The sequence below is a fragment of the Streptomyces sparsogenes subsp. cuspidosporus genome, from assembly GCF_039532705.1.
GTDB classification, from domain to species: Bacteria; Actinomycetota; Actinomycetes; order Streptomycetales; family Streptomycetaceae; genus Streptomyces; species Streptomyces sparsogenes.
On the sequence record NZ_BAAASD010000037.1, the window covers coordinates 1 to 15,937 of the forward strand.

General features: G+C 73.8%; 11 protein-coding genes. 4 read left to right on the top strand and 7 right to left on the bottom strand.

Features of this window, described 5'->3' with window-relative positions:
• Window positions 1-177: 177 nt before the first annotated feature.
• The 7 genes from murD to rsmH form a co-directional block, all read right to left on the bottom strand.
• Window positions 178-1,644 carry a UDP-N-acetylmuramoyl-L-alanine--D-glutamate ligase gene (gene murD / locus ABFY07_RS31865; RefSeq protein WP_346177826.1) on the bottom strand — a complete coding sequence of 489 codons (1,467 nt, stop codon included), beginning with the start codon at window positions 1,642-1,644 and terminating at the stop codon, window positions 178-180.
• Entirely contained in the window at window positions 1,629-2,696 is a 1,068-nt protein-coding gene (gene mraY, locus ABFY07_RS31870) for a phospho-N-acetylmuramoyl-pentapeptide-transferase (RefSeq protein ID WP_065958623.1), read from the bottom strand. The genes murD and mraY overlap by 16 nt, the downstream gene beginning before the upstream one ends.
• An 8-nt stretch (window positions 2,697-2,704) precedes the next feature.
• Complete coding sequence (locus ABFY07_RS31875) at window positions 2,705-4,144, bottom strand: UDP-N-acetylmuramoyl-tripeptide--D-alanyl-D-alanine ligase (protein ID WP_346177827.1); 1,440 nt, start codon at window positions 4,142-4,144, stop codon at window positions 2,705-2,707.
• Between the two features lie 62 nt (window positions 4,145-4,206).
• The gene (locus ABFY07_RS31880) at window positions 4,207-5,889 is read right to left on the bottom strand and encodes a UDP-N-acetylmuramoyl-L-alanyl-D-glutamate--2,6-diaminopimelate ligase (protein WP_428837047.1); all 1,683 of its coding nucleotides are present in this window, start codon (window positions 5,887-5,889) and stop codon (window positions 4,207-4,209) included.
• Window positions 5,890-6,035: 146 nt separating this feature from the next.
• The gene (locus ABFY07_RS31885; RefSeq protein WP_346177829.1) at window positions 6,036-8,006 is read right to left on the bottom strand and encodes a peptidoglycan D,D-transpeptidase FtsI family protein; all 1,971 of its coding nucleotides are present in this window, start codon (window positions 8,004-8,006) and stop codon (window positions 6,036-6,038) included.
• A gap of 55 nt (window positions 8,007-8,061) precedes the next feature.
• Window positions 8,062-8,583, bottom strand: coding sequence for a cell division protein FtsL (ftsL, locus tag ABFY07_RS31890; RefSeq protein WP_346177830.1), 522 nt, complete (start codon window positions 8,581-8,583; stop codon window positions 8,062-8,064).
• Window positions 8,583-9,554 carry a 16S rRNA (cytosine(1402)-N(4))-methyltransferase RsmH gene (gene rsmH / locus ABFY07_RS31895; RefSeq protein ID WP_346177831.1) on the bottom strand — a complete coding sequence of 324 codons (972 nt, stop codon included), beginning with the start codon at window positions 9,552-9,554 and terminating at the stop codon, window positions 8,583-8,585. Before rsmH ends, ftsL begins: the two co-directional genes overlap by 1 nt.
• A 409-nt stretch (window positions 9,555-9,963) precedes the next feature.
• Between rsmH and ABFY07_RS31900 the strand changes: the two genes are divergently transcribed.
• The 4 genes from ABFY07_RS31900 (at window position 9,964) to ABFY07_RS31915 (ending at window position 15,780) form a co-directional block, all read left to right on the top strand.
• The gene (locus ABFY07_RS31900; RefSeq protein ID WP_346177832.1) at window positions 9,964-10,521 is read left to right on the top strand and encodes a beta-class carbonic anhydrase; all 558 of its coding nucleotides are present in this window, start codon (window positions 9,964-9,966) and stop codon (window positions 10,519-10,521) included.
• A 203-nt stretch (window positions 10,522-10,724) separates the two neighbouring features.
• Window positions 10,725-11,945, top strand: a complete 1,221-nt coding sequence (locus ABFY07_RS31905) for an AAA family ATPase (protein ID WP_346177833.1) — start codon at window positions 10,725-10,727, stop codon at window positions 11,943-11,945.
• Window positions 11,945-13,357, top strand: coding sequence for a DUF58 domain-containing protein (locus tag ABFY07_RS31910; RefSeq protein ID WP_428837046.1), 1,413 nt, complete (start codon window positions 11,945-11,947; stop codon window positions 13,355-13,357). The genes ABFY07_RS31905 and ABFY07_RS31910 overlap by 1 nt, the downstream gene beginning before the upstream one ends.
• A complete protein-coding gene (locus ABFY07_RS31915) occupies window positions 13,354-15,780 on the top strand; it encodes a transglutaminase TgpA family protein (protein WP_346177834.1) in 2,427 nt (808 codons plus the stop codon). The genes ABFY07_RS31910 and ABFY07_RS31915 overlap by 4 nt, the downstream gene beginning before the upstream one ends.
• The last annotated feature ends 157 nt before the right edge of the window (window positions 15,781-15,937 follow it).

Here is a 15,937-nt window from a genome sequence, read left to right on the forward strand (position 1 = left end):
CGCCCGGTCCCGCGCGCCCGCGCGCTCCCGGGGGGCCGCCTGGGCGGCCGGGGGCCGGCCGCCGCCGGGGCGGGGGCGGCCGGGCCGGAAGGCGCGCGGCGTGGCGGGCTGGTCAGCCGTCATGTCGTATCCCCTCCAAGGTCCCCGCGCGAGCGGTCCGCGCGGGGGACCGGCGGGTTACTGCTCGTCCGGCACCCGGCCGGAGGCCAGGTCGTGAACCGCCGCGGCGAAGGCGTCGCCCCGCTTGTTGTAGTTGACGAACATGTCCATCGAGGCGCAGGCCGGGGCCAACAGGACCGTATCGCCCGGCCGGGCGAGCCGGGCCGCTTCCCGGACAGCCGCCGCCATCGCCCCAGTGTCGGTCCGGTCGAGGTCCACGACCGGGACATCTGCCGCGTGTCGCGCGAGCGCTTCCCTGATCAGGCCACGGTCCGCGCCGATCAGCACCACCCCGCGCAGCCGCTTCGCCGAGGCGACGACCAGCTCGTCGAAGGTGGCGCCCTTGGCCAGGCCGCCGGCGATCCACACGATGTGCTCGAAGCTGTCCAACGACGCCTGGGCGGCGTGGGTGTTGGTGGCCTTGGAGTCGTCCACGTACGCCACGCCCGCCACGTCCGCGACGTGCTCGACGCGGTGCGGGTCGGGCCGGAAGGCGCGCAGCCCGTCCCGGACCGCGGTGGGCGGGACGCCGAAGGCGCGGGCCAGGGCGGCCGCCGCGAGGGCGTTGGCGATGTTGTGCGGGGCCGGCGGGTGCACGTCGGAGACCTCGGCGAGCTCCTGGGCCTGCTTGTGCCGGTTGGCCACGAAGGCGCGGTCGACCAGGATGTTCTCGACGACGCCGAGCTGGGACGGGCCGGGGGTGCCGAGGGTGAAGCCGATCGCGCGGCAGCCCTCCTCGACATCGGCCGCGCGCACCAGGTCCTCGGTGGCGGGGTCGGCGACGTTGTACACGCAGGCGACCTGGTTGCCCTCGTAGATACGGCCCTTGTCGGCCGCGTAGGCCGCCATGGAGCCGTGCCAGTCGAGGTGGTCGGGCGCCAGGTTGAGCACCGCGCCGGAGTGGGCGCGCAGCGACGGCGCCCAGTGCAGCTGGTAGCTGGAGAGCTCCACGGCCAGCACGTCGTACGGCTCGTCGCCGAGCACCACGTCCAGCAGCGAGACGCCGATGTTGCCGACGGCGGCGGTGCGCAGCCCGGCCGCCTCCAGGATGGCGGCCAGCATGCGCACGGTGGTGGTCTTGCCGTTGGTGCCGGTGACCGCGAGCCAGGGCGGTGCGTCAGCACTACGCAGCCGCCAGGCCAGCTCCACGTCCCCCCACACCGGGACGCCGGCCTCGGCGGCCGCCCGGAACAGCGGGCTGTCCGGCTTCCAGCCGGGCGTGGTGACGACCAGCTCGGTGCCCTCGGGGAGCGTGTCCCCGTCGCCGAGCCGGACCGTGACGCCGCCCAGCGCCTCCAGCTCGGCCGCCTCGGCGCGCTGCTTCTCGCCGTCGCTGCCGTTGACGACGGTCACCGAGGCCCCGAGGCCCCGCAGCGCACGCGCCGCGGGGACCCCGGAGACGCCGAGTCCGGCGACGGTGACATGCCGCCCGGCGAGGTCGGAGACGGTGAGGTCCGGGACGCCGGGCGTCACTGGGCTCGCCATCCCGCGTAGAAGATGCCGAGTCCGACGATCACGCACATGCCCTGGACGATCCAGAACCGGACCACCACAAGGACCTCGCTCCACCCCTTGAGTTCGAAGTGGTGCTGCAGTGGCGCCATCCGGAAGACGCGCCGCCCGGTGAGCCGGAAGGAGCCGACCTGGATGACCACGGACATGGTGATCAGGACGAACAGGCCGCCGAGGACGGCGATCAGCAGCTCGGTGCGGGAGCAGATGGCCAGGCCCGCGAGCGCCCCGCCCAGCGCGAGGGAGCCGGTGTCGCCCATGAAGATCTTCGCGGGCGAGGTGTTCCACCACAGGAAGCCGAAGCAGGCGCCCATCAGCGCGGAGGCGACGACCGCGAGGTCGAGCGGGTCACGGACCTCGAAACAGGCCGAGGGGTTCATGAGCGTCTTCGCGTTGGCGCAGGACTCCTGGTACTGCCAGACGCCGATGAAGGTGTACGCGCCGAAGACCATCACGGAGGCGCCGGTGGCCAGGCCGTCCAGGCCGTCGGTGAGGTTCACGCCGTTCGACATCGCGAGGATCATGAACAGCGCCCAGATCGCGAAGATCACGGGGCCGAAGGACCAGCCGAAGTCCTGGACGAAGGACAGCCGGTCGGAGGCGGGGGTCTGCTGACGGGCGTCGGCGAAGTTCAGCGACAGGATCGCGAAGGCGACGCCGACGATGAGCTGACCGAGCATCTTCGCCTTGGCCCGCAGGCCCAGGCTCCGCTGCTTGACGATCTTGATGTAGTCGTCGAGGAAGCCGACCAGGCCCATGCCCGCGAAGAGGAAGAGCACCAGCACGCCGGAGAAGGTCGGCTGGCTGCCGGTGATCACCTTCGTCGCCGCGTAGGCGATCAGCGTGGCCAGGATGAAGGAGATGCCGCCCATGGTGGGCGTGCCCTTCTTGCTGCCGTGGCTGCGCGGGCCGTCGTCCCGGATGAACTGGCCGTAGCCCTTGCGCGCCAGCAGCTTGATCAGCAGCGGGGTGCCGATCAGGGTCAGGAAGAGCCCGATGGCTCCCGAGAAGAGGATCTGCCTCATGCCCATGGCTAGACGACCTCACCCTCGCCCTCGAGCAACGCCTGCGCGACCCGCTCCAGCCCCACCGACCTGGATGCCTTCACCAACACGACGTCCCCCGGTCGCAGCTCGCTGCGCAACAGATCGACCGCCGCCCGCACGTCGGACACGTGCACCGACTCCTCACCCCACGAACCCTCGTTCTTGGCGCCCATGTCGAGCCAGGCGGCCTCCTGGCCGCCGACCGCCACGAGCTTGCTGACGTTGAGCCTGACGGCCAGCCGCCCGATCCCGTCGTGCTCGGCCAGTGAGTCCTCGCCGAGCTCGGCCATCGGGCCCAGCACCGCCCACGTGCGCCCCCCTTCCGCCTGGCCGGCCTTGCCCATCGCGACCAGCGCGCGCAGCGCGGCTCGCATGGACTCGGGGTTCGCGTTGTAGGCGTCGTTGACGACCGTCACGCCGTCCGCGCGCTCGGTGACCTCCATCCGCCAGCGGGAGAGCTGATCCGCCTCGGAGAGCGCCACGGCGATCTCGTCGACGGACATGCCCAACTCATGGGCGACGGCGGCCGCGGCGAGCGCGTTCGACACGTGGTGCTCACCGTACAGGCGCATGGTCACTTCGCTGCACCCGGTAGGGGTGTGAAGGGTGAAGGACGGCCGACCGCCCGCGGCGAGCCGGACATTCTCGGCACGCACATCGGCCTCGGCGGCCTCGCCGAAGAACACCGTACGGGCCTTGGTGCGCGCGGCCATGGCGCGCACGAAGGGGTCGTCGGCGTTGAGCAGCGCGACGCCGCCCTCCGCGGCCGTGGGCAGGGCCTCCACCAGCTCGCCCTTGGCCTCGGCGATCGCCTCGCGGCCGCCGAACTCGCCGATGTGGGCGGTGCCGACGTTGAGGACCAGACCGACGCGGGGCGGGGTGAGCTCCGTCAGGTACCGGATGTGGCCCTTGCCACGGGCGCCCATCTCCAGCACCAGGTGCCGGGTCGTCTCGTCGGCGCTCATCGCGGTCAGCGGCAGGCCGATCTCGTTGTTGAGCGAGCCGGGCGTCCACACGGTGGGGCCGTGGCGCCGCAGCAGCTGCGCGATCAGGTCCTTGGTGCTGGTCTTGCCCGCCGAGCCGGTGAGCGCGACCACGGTGGCGTCCAGGCGCTCCACGACGGCATGGGCCAGCGCCCCCAGGGCGGCCTGGACATCGGGCACGACGATCGCCGGCACGGGCGCGTCGGGGGCGGCGGCCGGGATGGGCCGGGCGGCCAGCACCGCCACCGCGCCGTCCTCGACCGCGCCGCGCGCGAAGTCGTGCCCGTCCACGCGCTCACCGGGGAGCGCCGCGAAGAGGCCGCCGGGGCGCACCTCGCGGGAGTCGATCACGACGGGTCCGGTGACCTTCCGGTCCATGTCCGGTATGTCGTGCGGCTGCCCGCCGACGATGCCGACGATCTCGGCGAGGGACAGGGGGATCACTGATCACCTCCGGCCGTGCGGGGAAACTGCCGGGAGGGGGCTGGTGCGCGCATGGCGGTCTGTCATCCCTGGTTGTCTTGGCGTTTGACGGCGAGCTCGATGGCTTCGCGCAATACCTGGCGGTCGTCGAAGGGGCGTACCACCCCGGCGATGTCCTGGCCCAGCTCATGGCCCTTGCCCGCGACCAGCACGGTGTCGCCGGGCTCGGCGCGGGCGACGGCGGCGGCGATGGCGTGCGCCCGGTCGGCGTCGACCAGCACATCGCCGCGTTCGTGGGCGGGCACCTCGGCGGCGCCCGCGAGCATGGTGGCCAGGATCGCCAGCGGGTCCTCGGAGCGGGGGTTGTCGGAGGTCAGGACGGCGGTGTCGGCGTAGCGGGCGACGGCCGCGCCCATGGGGCCGCGCTTGTGCGGGTCGCGGTCGCCGCCGCAGCCGAGGACGGCGTGCAGCCTGCCCTTGGTGACCTTGCGCAGGGCGCGCAGGACCGATTCGACGGCGTCGGTCTTGTGGGCGTAGTCCACGACCGCGAGGTACGGCTGTCCGGCGTCCACGCGCTCGAGCCGGCCGGGCACCCCGGGGACGGCCGCGACGCCGTCGGCGGCCGTCTGCGGGTCGATCCCGGCGACGGCGAGCGCCACGACGGCGGCCAGCGCGTTGGCGACGTTGAAGGGGCCGGGGAGCGGCGCGGCGGCGGTCACGGACTCGCCGTTCGGGCCGAGGATGGTGAACTCGGAGCCGAGCGGGCCCACGGTCACGTCGGCGGCGCGCCAGTGGGCGTCGGGGTGGCCCTCGGCGGAGAAGGTGGTGACCGGGACCTCGGACAGGCCCACCAGGCGCCGGCCGTACTCGTCGTCGAAGTTGATCACCGCCGCGCGGCTGCGCGCCTTGGTGAACAGCTGGGCCTTGGCCTGGAAGTAGTCCTCCATGCCGGAGTGGAACTCCATGTGCTCCGGGCTGAGGTTGGTGAAGACCGCGATGTCGAAGACGCAGCCGTCGACCCGGCCGAGCACCAGGGCGTGGCTGGAGACCTCCATGGCCAGCGAGCGGACCCCGCGCTCGCGCATCACCGCGAACAGGGCCTGGAGGTCGGTGGCCTCGGGGGTGGTGCGCTCGGATTTGAGCCGCTCGTCGCCGATCCGCGACTCCACGGTGCCGATGAGGCCGGTGAGCGCGCCGTCGCCCTTGGCGGCCGCCGCCTTCAGCCCGCCCTCGACGAGGTACGCGGTCGTGGTCTTGCCTGAGGTGCCGGTGATGCCGATCTGGAGCAGGTCCCGGCCCGGCTCGCCGTAGATCGTGGCCGCCAGCGCGCCCATCCGGGCGCGCGGGTCCTCGACGGTCAGGACCGGCAGCCCGGTGGCGGCCGCCCGGTCGGTGCCGGCCGGGTCGGTGAGCACGGCGGCCGCGCCGAGGTCGGCGGCCTGGGCGGTGAAGTCCGCGCCGTGGAAACGGGCGCCGGGCAGGGCCGCGTACACATCGCCGGGGCGTACGGCCCGCGAGTCGTGGGTGATGCCCGTGACGGCGGCCTCCTCCCCGGACGGGGGGGCATCGATGCCCAGCTGATCGGCCAGCTCCCCCAGCGGAATGGGGCGGACCTGGAGGGGGCGCGGCGCGCCCGGGTAGCTCGCGGGAACATCCTTCCGAGCGAGCTGAGAGGACTGAGAGGTTTGGGACTGATCAGCGTGGGGCACGGCGTGAGCGTACCCGCCGCACCCGCTCCCCCGCGAAATCAGGGGGGCCGCGCGCAGCGCGGACGGTTGAGGGCGGTGGCGGGAGACGGGTGGGCCAGGGGGGCCGCGCGCAGCGCGGACGGTTGAGGGCGGTGGCGGGAGACGGGTGGGCCAGGGGGTCCCGCGCGCAGCGCGGAGTGATCGGGGTCACTGCCCGGGTCGGCTCACCGGCTGGGGTCGTAGCTGACCGGGAGCCGCGCCGGGCGCTTCCCGGACGGGGCCACCTTCAGGGTCTTCAGGGAGAACTCCATCACCCGCTTGAAGACCGGCCCGCAGACCTGGCCCCCGAAGTAGCTGCCCTTGGTCGGGTTCTGGACGGCGCAGTACACGGTCACCCGTGGCTGGTCGGCGGGCGCGAAGCCCGCGAACGAGGCCGTGTAGCCGTGGTAGCGGCCGGTCTTCGGGTCCACCCGGTTGGAGGTGCCGGTCTTGCCCGCGACGCGGTAGCCGGGGATCTTCGCCTTCGTTCCGGTGCCCTGCTCGTTGTCGACGACGGACTCCAGCATGGCCGCGAGCATCTTCGCGGTCTTCTCGCTGACCACCCTGGTCCGTTTGGGGGCCTTGGCGGCCGTGAAGCCGCCGCTGGAGTCCCGGGAACCGCGCACCAGGGACGGCTGGACGCGCTCGCCGCCGTTGGCGATGGTGGAGTAGACGGAGGCCGCCTGCACCGCGTTGAGCGACAGGCCCTGGCCGAAGGGGATCGTGTACTGCTGTGAGGCGCTCCAGTCCTCCGGCTTGGCCAGGATGCCCCGGGTCTCGCCGGGGAAGCCAAGACCGGTGTACCGGCCGATGCCGAACTTCCGCAGATAGGAGTAGAGGACCCGGTCGGCCTGCTTCTGGTTCTTCCCCAGCTGCTCGGTGGCCAGGATCGTGCCGATGTTGCTGGACTTGGCGAGCACCCCGTTGAGGGTGAGGTACCAGGTGGGGTGGTCGATGTCGTCGGCGAAGGCGCGGTCGGCGCGCGGGAGCCGGTTGGGGACCACCACATGGGTGTCCCAGGTGGCGGCGCCCTCCTCCAGGACGGCCGCCATCGACATGAGCTTGCTGACGCTGCCCGGCTCGTACGCGTCCGAGAGCGCGGCGTTGCCCAGGGCGTCCGCGTTCGCGTCCGAGATGTCGTTGGGGTCGAAGCCCGGGGCGTTGGCCAGGGCCAGGATCTCGCCGGTGCGGGTGTCCTGGACGATCACGTAGCCGCGGTCGGCCCGGGACTTCGTCACCTGCTCGCTGATGGCGCTCTGCGCGGCCCACTGGATGTCGCGGTCGATCGTCAGCTCGACGTCGCTGCCGGGCACCGCGGGCTGCTCCTTGACGTCGCCGGTGGGCACCTGGCGGCCGCCGGACTGGGCGTAGACGCGCTTGCCGTCCTTGCCCGCGAGCCGCTTGTTCAGCTCCCGCTCGACACCGGCGGCGCCGTGCCCCTCCGCGTCCACGAAGCCGAGCACGCCGGCGGCGAGGTCGCCGTTGGGGTAGACGCGCTTGCTGTGCGCCTCGCGGTTGACCCCGGCCAGGACGTTGACGCCCTTGCCCTTGGCCGCCGAGCCGTCGAGGGCGTTCTTGAGGTCCTTGATCTGGTTCCACACCTGCGGGGTCTGCTGGCGGGCCAGGACCACGTACTTCGACTTCGGGTTGGCGGTGAGCTTCCGCTCCAGGTCCGCCTGGTCCTTGCCGAGGATCGGCGCGAGCAGCGCGGCGGCCTGGCGCGGCGCGTCGTCGATCTTCGCCGTCTCGGGGGTGAGGAGGTCGGGGGCCGCGGTGATGTCGTACGCGTCCACGGTGGTGGCCAGGTCAACGCCGTGGCGGTCGGTGATCGAGCCGCGCTCGGCGGGCAGGGTGACCGGGATGTAGCGGTTCACATTGGCCTTCGCCGCGTACGCGTTGGCGTCGACGGCCTGCACCTGGAGCAGCCGCACCACGAAGGCCAGCATGACCAGGGTCAGGCCGAGGCTGATCAGCCGCAGCCGGGGGCGCGGGCTGCCCAGCCGCAGCGGCGCGGCGTTGCCCGGGCGGGCGGGCCGGCCGGGGCGGGCGGTCCCGGGCCGCCGCGGGGCGGGGCGCGCGCCGCCCTGGCGCGGGCGGCCGTCGCCCCGGGGGCGCGCGGGGCCTGGCAGGCGGCGGGGGTCGCGGGGGGCCGTCACGCGGCCGCCCCCGGACCGGGCTGGGCGCAGGCGGAGGGTCGCGTCACCGTGTCACCTACCGGGGGGCGGGGTTCTCGGACTGGGCGCTGCCGGACGCGGTGGCGGACGGCGTCGGGGAGGCCTGGGAGGAGGCCGCGCCGGGCGCGGCCGGCGAGCGCGGCACGGCCGGCGTCGGCGCGGGGGGCGAGGGCCGGGCCGAGGGCGACGCGGCGGGCGGCGTCGGGAGGGGCGCGGCGGGGGCGCGGTACACCGACGGCCCGCCGGACGCGGGGGTGGGCGTGCCGCTGACGCTGCCGTCCGGGTTCAGGAAGGCCGGGCTGCCGCCGGGCACCATCCCGAGCTTCCTCGCGCGCCGCTCGAGCGCGTCCGGCGCCGAGAGCCTGTCCACTTCCTGTTGCAGCGCCTGGCGCTCGTCGGACAGCTCCGTGGTCTGCTTCTCCAGCCTGCTGAGCTCGAAGGACCCCTGGTTGAGGGAGGAGTTGAGCAGCAGCAGCGCGATCAGGCCGGAGCCCAGCAGCACGACGACCAGCAGCACGAACGGCGTACGCCGCGCCGCCCGCGGCCCCCCGGCAGCCATCAGTGTGTCCCCTCGTTCGCTTCCTCGCGGATGCGCTCCGCGCCCCGCAGCCGGGCGGGGGCGGCGCGGCGGTTCTCGGCGACCTCCTGCTCCGTGGGGAGTTCGGCGCCGCGGGTGAGCAGCTTCAGGCGGGGCTGGTAGCGCTCCGGTACGACCGGCAGGCCGGGCGGCGCGGTGATCTCCGCGCCGGCCGCGAGCACCTGCTTGACGAGGCGGTCCTCGAGCGAGTGGTAGGAGAGCACGGCGATCCGGCCGCCGACCGCGAGGGCCGCGACCGCCGCCGGAATGGCGCGCTCCAGGACCGTCAGCTCGCCGTTGACCTCGATCCGCAGCGCCTGGAAGGTGCGCTTGGCGGGGTTGCCACCGGTGCGCTTGGCCGCCTGCGGCAGGGCCTCGCGGATCAGCTCCACCAGCCGGGCGCTGGTGCGGAACGGCTCCTTCGCGCGCTCGCGCACCACAGCGTCCACGATCTTCCTGGCGAACTTCTCCTCGCCGTACGTCCGCAGGATCCGCACCAGCTCGCCGGGCGGATAGGTGTTGAGCACCTCGGCCGCGCTGACCCCCGTCGTCTGGTCCATCCGCATGTCCAGCGGCGCGTCCTGCGCGTAGGCGAAGCCGCGCTCGGCCTCGTCCAACTGCATGGACGACACGCCGAGGTCGAAGAGGACGCCCTGGACGCGAGGGACGCCGAGCCGGGCGAGGACCTCGGGGAGCTCGTCGTAGACGGCGTGCACGAGCGTCGCCCGGTCGCCGTAGGGGGCCAGCCGCTCGCCGGAGAGCTTCAGCGCGGCCGGGTCGCGGTCCAGCGCGATCAGCCTGGCGTCGGGGAACGTGCGCAACAGCGCCTCGCTGTGCCCGCCGAGGCCCAGGGTGCAGTCCACCACCACCGCCCCGGGCCGGGTCAGGGCGGGGGCGAGCATGTCCAGACAGCGCTGGAGCATGACGGGGACGTGGAGAGCGTTGCTGCTCATTGCGCTGCTCGTGCGCCCTTCTGCGGGTCGGGCGAGGAGGGCACGCACCGCCGGGTCCCCGCCCGCTCTGAAGGGGAAGTGGCCTACTGGCGCCGGGGAAGTGACGTCAGGCGGCCGGAGCGGGAGGAGGCCGAGTGGTACGTACGCACCGCGCTCACAACGAAATTCCGGGATCCTAGGGGAGCGTCGCGCCTCCCACTTCGCGCCACTTTAGTCCACTCGTCCCTTCGGTCAACCAACCGGCTGGCGCGCCCGCCGCGGGTGTCGAAACCCTCCGTGCGGGCGCACGGTGGCGCGGGCACCCCTGGTGTGGGGTCTCTCACACCGGGGGCCGCGCGCCTGGCGATGCACCCGTTTGCCCTATCTAAAGAAAAGACAAAATCCGCTGGTGAAAGGTAGTGTCCCCGCCATGTCGATATCGTCTCCGCAGCCGCTGCCCCAGCCCACCGACAGCGCCGTCGGCACGGGAGGTACCGTCACCGATCGCCTCGTAGAGGCCAACCGCCGCTACGCCGCCGAGTTCCGGGACCCCGGCATGGACGCCCGCCCCGTGCTGCGCGTCGCCGTGGTCGCCTGCATGGACGCGCGCCTCGACCTGCACGAGGCGCTCGGCCTGGAGCTGGGCGACTGCCACACCATCCGCAACGCGGGCGGCGTCGTCACCGACGACGTCATCCGATCCCTGACCATCAGCCAGCGCGCGCTGGGCACCCGCAGCGTCGTGCTGATCCACCACACGGGCTGCGGCCTGCTGAACCTGACCGAGGACTTCCGGCACGAGCTCGAGGACGAGGTCGGCCAGCGTCCGTCGTGGGCGGTCGAGGCGTTCAAGGACATCGACGCCGACGTACGCCAGTCGATGCAGCGGGTGCGCACCTCTCCGTTCCTCCTCCACACGGAGGATGTGCGCGGCTTCGTCTTCGACGTGACGACCGGGCTGCTGCGCGAGGTCCAGCCGCGCGGGTGAGCCCGTTTTAACTCCCCAAACCGCTCCGGTCCCGGCAAATCGCCTCGGGTTATCCACAGCCGAGTGACGAGATGAGGCGGGGACCGCAAGAATGCGTATGTGACATCGCCCCCCGCGGCCTGCGGGGGGCCGATGCCAGCGTGTTGCGGTGGGCCGGTCCGTTCCGAGGGCAGCGGCCCCGGGATCGGGCCGAGGAGGGCCGGGTGACGACCTATGACGAGCGAGCGAGCCTCAGCGATCTGACCACCACAGCGGAGCGGGTCCGCAGGTCGGTGGAGGGTGTGATCGAGGGCAAGCCCGAGGTCGTGCGGCTTTCGCTGACCGTGCTGCTCGCGGAGGGGCATCTCCTGCTGGAGGATGTCCCGGGCGTGGGGAAGACCATGCTCGCCAAGGCGCTCGCGAAGTCCATCGACTGCTCGGTGCGCCGCATCCAGTTCACTCCCGACCTGCTGCCGTCGGACATCACCGGTGTGAGCGTCTACGACCAGCAGCAGAAGGACTTCGAGTTCAAGCCGGGCGCGATCTTCTCCCAGATCGTGATCGGCGACGAGATCAACCGGGCCTCGCCCAAGACCCAGTCGGCGCTGCTGGAGTCGATGGAGGAGCGGCAGGTCACCATCGACGGGCAGACGTATGAGCTGCCGACCCCCTTCATGGTGGTGGCCACGCAGAACCCGATCGAGATGGAGGGCACCTACCCGCTGCCCGAGGCGCAGCGCGACCGCTTCATGGCGCGGGTCTCGATCGGCTATCCCAGCCCGCAGGCCGAGCTGCAGATGCTGGACATCCACGGCGGCGTCTCCCCGCTGGACGACCTGCGGCCGGTGGCCCACGCCCATGAGATCGCCAAGCTGATCGAGGCGGTGCGCGAGGTCCATGTGGCCGAGGCGGTCCGGCGGTACGCGGTCGACCTGGTCTCCGCCACCCGCAACCATCCCGACCTGCGGCTGGGCGCGTCCCCCCGGGCGACGCTGCATCTGCTGCGGGCGGCCAAGGCGGCCGCCGCGCTGGCCGGGCGGGATTTCGCCCTGCCCGACGACGTGCAGTCGCTCGCCGTCGCTGTGCTGGCCCACCGGCTGCTGCCCACCGCGCAGGCCCAGCTGAACCGGCGCACCGCGGAGCAGGTGGTCGCGGACATCCTGCAGCGCACCCCGGTGCCCAGCGCGACGCCTCGCGGGGCGGGCCCCGTGCCGCCCGGCGCGGCCCCGATGCCCCCCGCGGGGGCCCCGATGCCACCCGTGGCCGGTCCGATGCCGCCGGGAGTCGGCCAGGTTCCGCCGGGAGTCGGCCAGGTCCCGCCGGGGGCCGGTCCGATGCCGCCCGTCGCCGGCCAGGTCCCGCCCGGCGCCGGTCCGATGCCGCCCGCGCCGCCCGCGCCTCCGGTTGAGTACGGCCGGCAGCCGCCGGGCGCGCGGAAGCTGTGATGACGGCAGGGGGGATGGGCATGGCCCCCGGCGAAGGCGACGGCGACGGCGACGACCGTGACGGCCGACAGGACAGGGGCGGGGTGCGCGCGGCGCTCGCCGGGCTGACCACCCGCGGCCGCTCGTTCCTGGCCGCCGGTGTGGCGGCCGCGGTGTGCAGCTATGTCCTGGGGCAGGCGGATCTGCTGCGGGTCGGGCTGCTGCTCGCCGCGCTGCCCCTGGTGTGCGTGGCCGTGGTCTACCGCACCCGCTATCAGGTGGCGGGCAGCAGACGGCTCTCCCCCGCGCGGGTCCCGGCGGGCTCCGAGGCCCGGGTGCACCTGCGCGTCGACAATGTCTCGCGGCTGCCCACCGGGCTGCTGATGCTGCAGGACCGGGTGCCGTATGTGCTCGGGCCGCGACCCCGCTTCGTGCTGGACCGGGTGGAGCCGGGCGGGCGGCGCGAGGTGTCCTACCGGGTGCGCTCCGACCTGCGGGGCCGCTATCCGCTCGGCCCGCTGCAACTGCGGCTGAACGACCCCTTCGGGATGTGCGAGCTCACCCGCTCCTTCAGCGCCTACGACACGCTGACGGTGGTGCCCCGGGTCGAGCCGCTGCCCCTGGTCCGCTTCACGGGGGAGGCCATGGGCTACGGCGACGGGCGGCACCGCTCGCTCGCGCTCGCCGGCGAGGACGACATCATCCCGCGCGGCTACCGCCACGGCGACGACCTGCGCCGGGTCCACTGGCGGTCCACCGCCCGCTACGGAGAGCTGATGGTCCGCCGGGAGGAGCAGCCGCAGCGCGCCAGCTGCACGGTGCTGCTGGACACCCGGCGGATCGCCCACCAGGGCTCGGGCCCCGACTCGGCGTTCGAGTGGGCGGTCTCCGGCGCGGCCTCGGCCGCGGTGCACCTGCTGGAGCGGGGCTACGGGGTCCGGCTGCTGACCGACACCGGCACCTCGGTGCCGGGCCCGGACAGCGGGGGTGGCTTCACCGGCTCGGGCCATGACTCGGCGGACACGGCCGGGCTGATGCTGGACACCCTCGCGGTGGTGGACCACTCCGAGGAGGCCGGGCTCGCCCGGGCCTACGAGGCGCTGCGCGGGGGCAACGAGGGACTGCTGGTGGCGTTCCTCGGCGATCTTGACGAGGAGCAGGCGACGATGGTCGGGCGGATGCGGCACCGCACCGGGACGGCGGTGGCGTTCGTGCTGGACGGCGCCGCCTGGTCCCGGGGCGGCTGGGCCGCGGACCCGCGAGGTCCGCAGGAGCGGCTGCGGCTGCTGCGGGAGTCGGGGTGGACGGCGCTGCCGGTCTCCCCGGGTACCTCGCTGGCGCAGCTGTGGCAGCAGGCCGACGCCCAGGGCGGGGCCCGGGCCGACGCCGGCCCGCGCCTGGCGGGCGGCGGCATGACGGGGGGCTGGGCATGAGCGGAAGCGTGCGGCTGGCGATATGCGGCGCGCTGGCGACGGTGGCGGCCGCCTGTGCGCTGCTGCCGCTGGTCGACAAGCCCGGCTGGCTCGTGGAGGCCGCGCTGCTGCTGGCGATCCAGAGCACGGTCGGCGCGCTGGCCCGCCGGGTGCCGCTGGCGCGGCCGCTGACCGTGGCGGCGCAGGCCGTGGCGGGGCTGCTGCTGCTCACCCTGGCCTTCGCCCGCCGGCAGGCGTTCGCCGGGGTGCTGCCGAGCCCGCGGGCCTTCCAGGAGCTCGGGCGGCTGCTGGAGCAGGGCACCGTCGACGTGGGGCAGTACGCGATCCCGGCCCCGGTCACCGACGGCATCCGGCTGCTGCTGGTGGGCGGGGTGCTGGTGATAGGTCTCGTGGTCGACGTGCTCGCGGTGACCTACCGCAGCGCCGCCCCCGCCGGGCTGCCGCTGCTCGCGCTGTACTCGGTCGCGGCGGGCCTGTCGGACGGCGGCAGGGACTGGCTGTGGTTCCTGGTGGCGGCGAGCGGCTATCTGCTGTTGCTGCTGGCCGAGGGGCGGGACCGGCTGTCCCAGTGGGGCCGGGTGTTCAGCGGCGGCGCCGCGCGTCCCTACGGCATGGCCCCCTCGGGCCTGGCCGCGGCGGGCGGCGGCCCGGCGCCGGCCCCGGTCCGCACCGGCCGCAGGATCGGCGCGCTCGCGCTGGGCATCGCCGTGGCGGTGCCCGCGGTGCTGCCGTCCCTGGACGGCGGGCTGCTGGACCAGCAGAACGGCGGGGGCGGCTCGGGCGGCGGGAGCGGCACCATCTCGGCGGTGAATCCGCTGGTGTCCCTGCAGGACAGCCTCAACCAGCCGCAGAACCGCGAGGTGCTGCGGTACCGCACCTCCTCCCCGACCACCCAGGACATGTATCTGCGGATCGTCGCGCTGGACAAGTTCGACGGGGAGACGTGGAAGTCCTCGGAGCGGCACGTCCAGGACGTGCCCGACAATCTCCCCACCCCATCCGGCCTCGGCCCCTCGGTCCGCGTCTCCTCGATCGACACCTCGATCAAGGCCTCCGGCTGGTACGCGCAGAACTGGCTGCCCCTCCCCTATCCCGCCATGAAGGTCGAGATCGGCGGCCGCTGGCGTTACGAGCCGGAGGGCCGGACGCTGGTCGGTGACCGCGGGCAGACCACCCGTGGCGTGCGGTACCAGGTCAACAGCCTGGTCGTGGAGCCGACGGCGGCCCAGCTGGCCGCCGCGCCGAGCCCGTCGGCGAAGCTGCTGCGCGAGTACACCAAGGTGCCTGACTCGCTGCCGGCCGTGGTGGCCCGCACGGCGCGGCAGGTCACCGCGGGCTCCACGAACGCGTATGAGCAGGCGGTGAAGCTGCAGGACTACTTCGCGGTGAACGGCGGGTTCCGCTACGACACGCGGGTGCGGTCGGGCAGCGGCTCGACCGCCATCGTGAAGTTCCTGCGCCAGAAGGAGGGCTTCTGCGTCCACTTCTCCTTCGCCATGGCGGCCATGGCCCGGACCCTGGGCATCCCGGCGCGGGTGGCCGTCGGGTTCACCCCCGGCACGGCGCAGGCGGACGGCTCGGTGTCGGTCGGGCTCAAGGACGCGCACGCCTGGCCCGAGCTGTACTTCGAGGGCGTCGGCTGGACCCGCTTCGAGCCCACCCCCAGCCGCGGCACCCAGCCCGACTACACGATGGAGCAGACGCCGTCCGGCGACTCCACCGACGAGCCGACGCAGGCGCCCACCACGTCCGAGGAGCCGTCGGCGGCCCCCTCGGCATCGGACAGCTGCGCGCAGGACGGGAAGAAGCTCGGCGAGTGCGGCGCGGTCCCGGGTGAGCAGCCCGACAACACCTCGTCGAGCGGCGGCTGGTCGATGAGCACGCGGGTCGGCTGGAGTTCCTTCGCGGCGCTGCTGCTCGTCATCCCGATGCTGCCCATGCTGTGGCGGCAGCGGCTGCGGTCCCGCAGACTGGGCGGCTCCGGTGGGCGCACCGAGGAGGACGCGGCCGACCGGGTCCTGGCGGCCTGGCGCGAACTGGTCGACACCGCCTGGGACTTCGGGATCGCCCCGGACGACTCCCAGACCTCGCGCAGCGCGGTGGCCCGCATCGTGCGCGGGGCGGATCTCGGCCAGGAGGCGGCCGAGGCGGCGCGGCGGGTCGCGACGGCGGTCGAGCAGGTGCTCTACGCGCCGCGGCCGCGTCCGGCGCCGGGCATCGGGGACGACGTGCGGCTGGTGCTGGCGGGCTTCCGGGCCACCTCCGGCCGGTGGGCCCGGCTGCGCGCGCTGCTGGCCCCGCGGTCGGCGGTCCGGGTGGTGTGGGCCGCCTCGGCCCGCCGGTCGGCGCTGGTCGAGCGGTGGGGCGCGCCCCGGTGGGCACGCTGGGTGTCCGGGCTGCGCCCCAGCCGCCAGCGGAGCTGACGGGGCAGGGCTGACGAAGCCCGGGTACGCACACGCGAGGGGCGGCCGCCGGATGGCGGCCGCCCCTCGCTCAGGTGCGAAGCTCAGGCGTGAAGCTCAGGCGTGAAGCCCGGCATGAGACGCGGAGTGCCGAATGCGAAGCGCAGGCCGGCTCGTG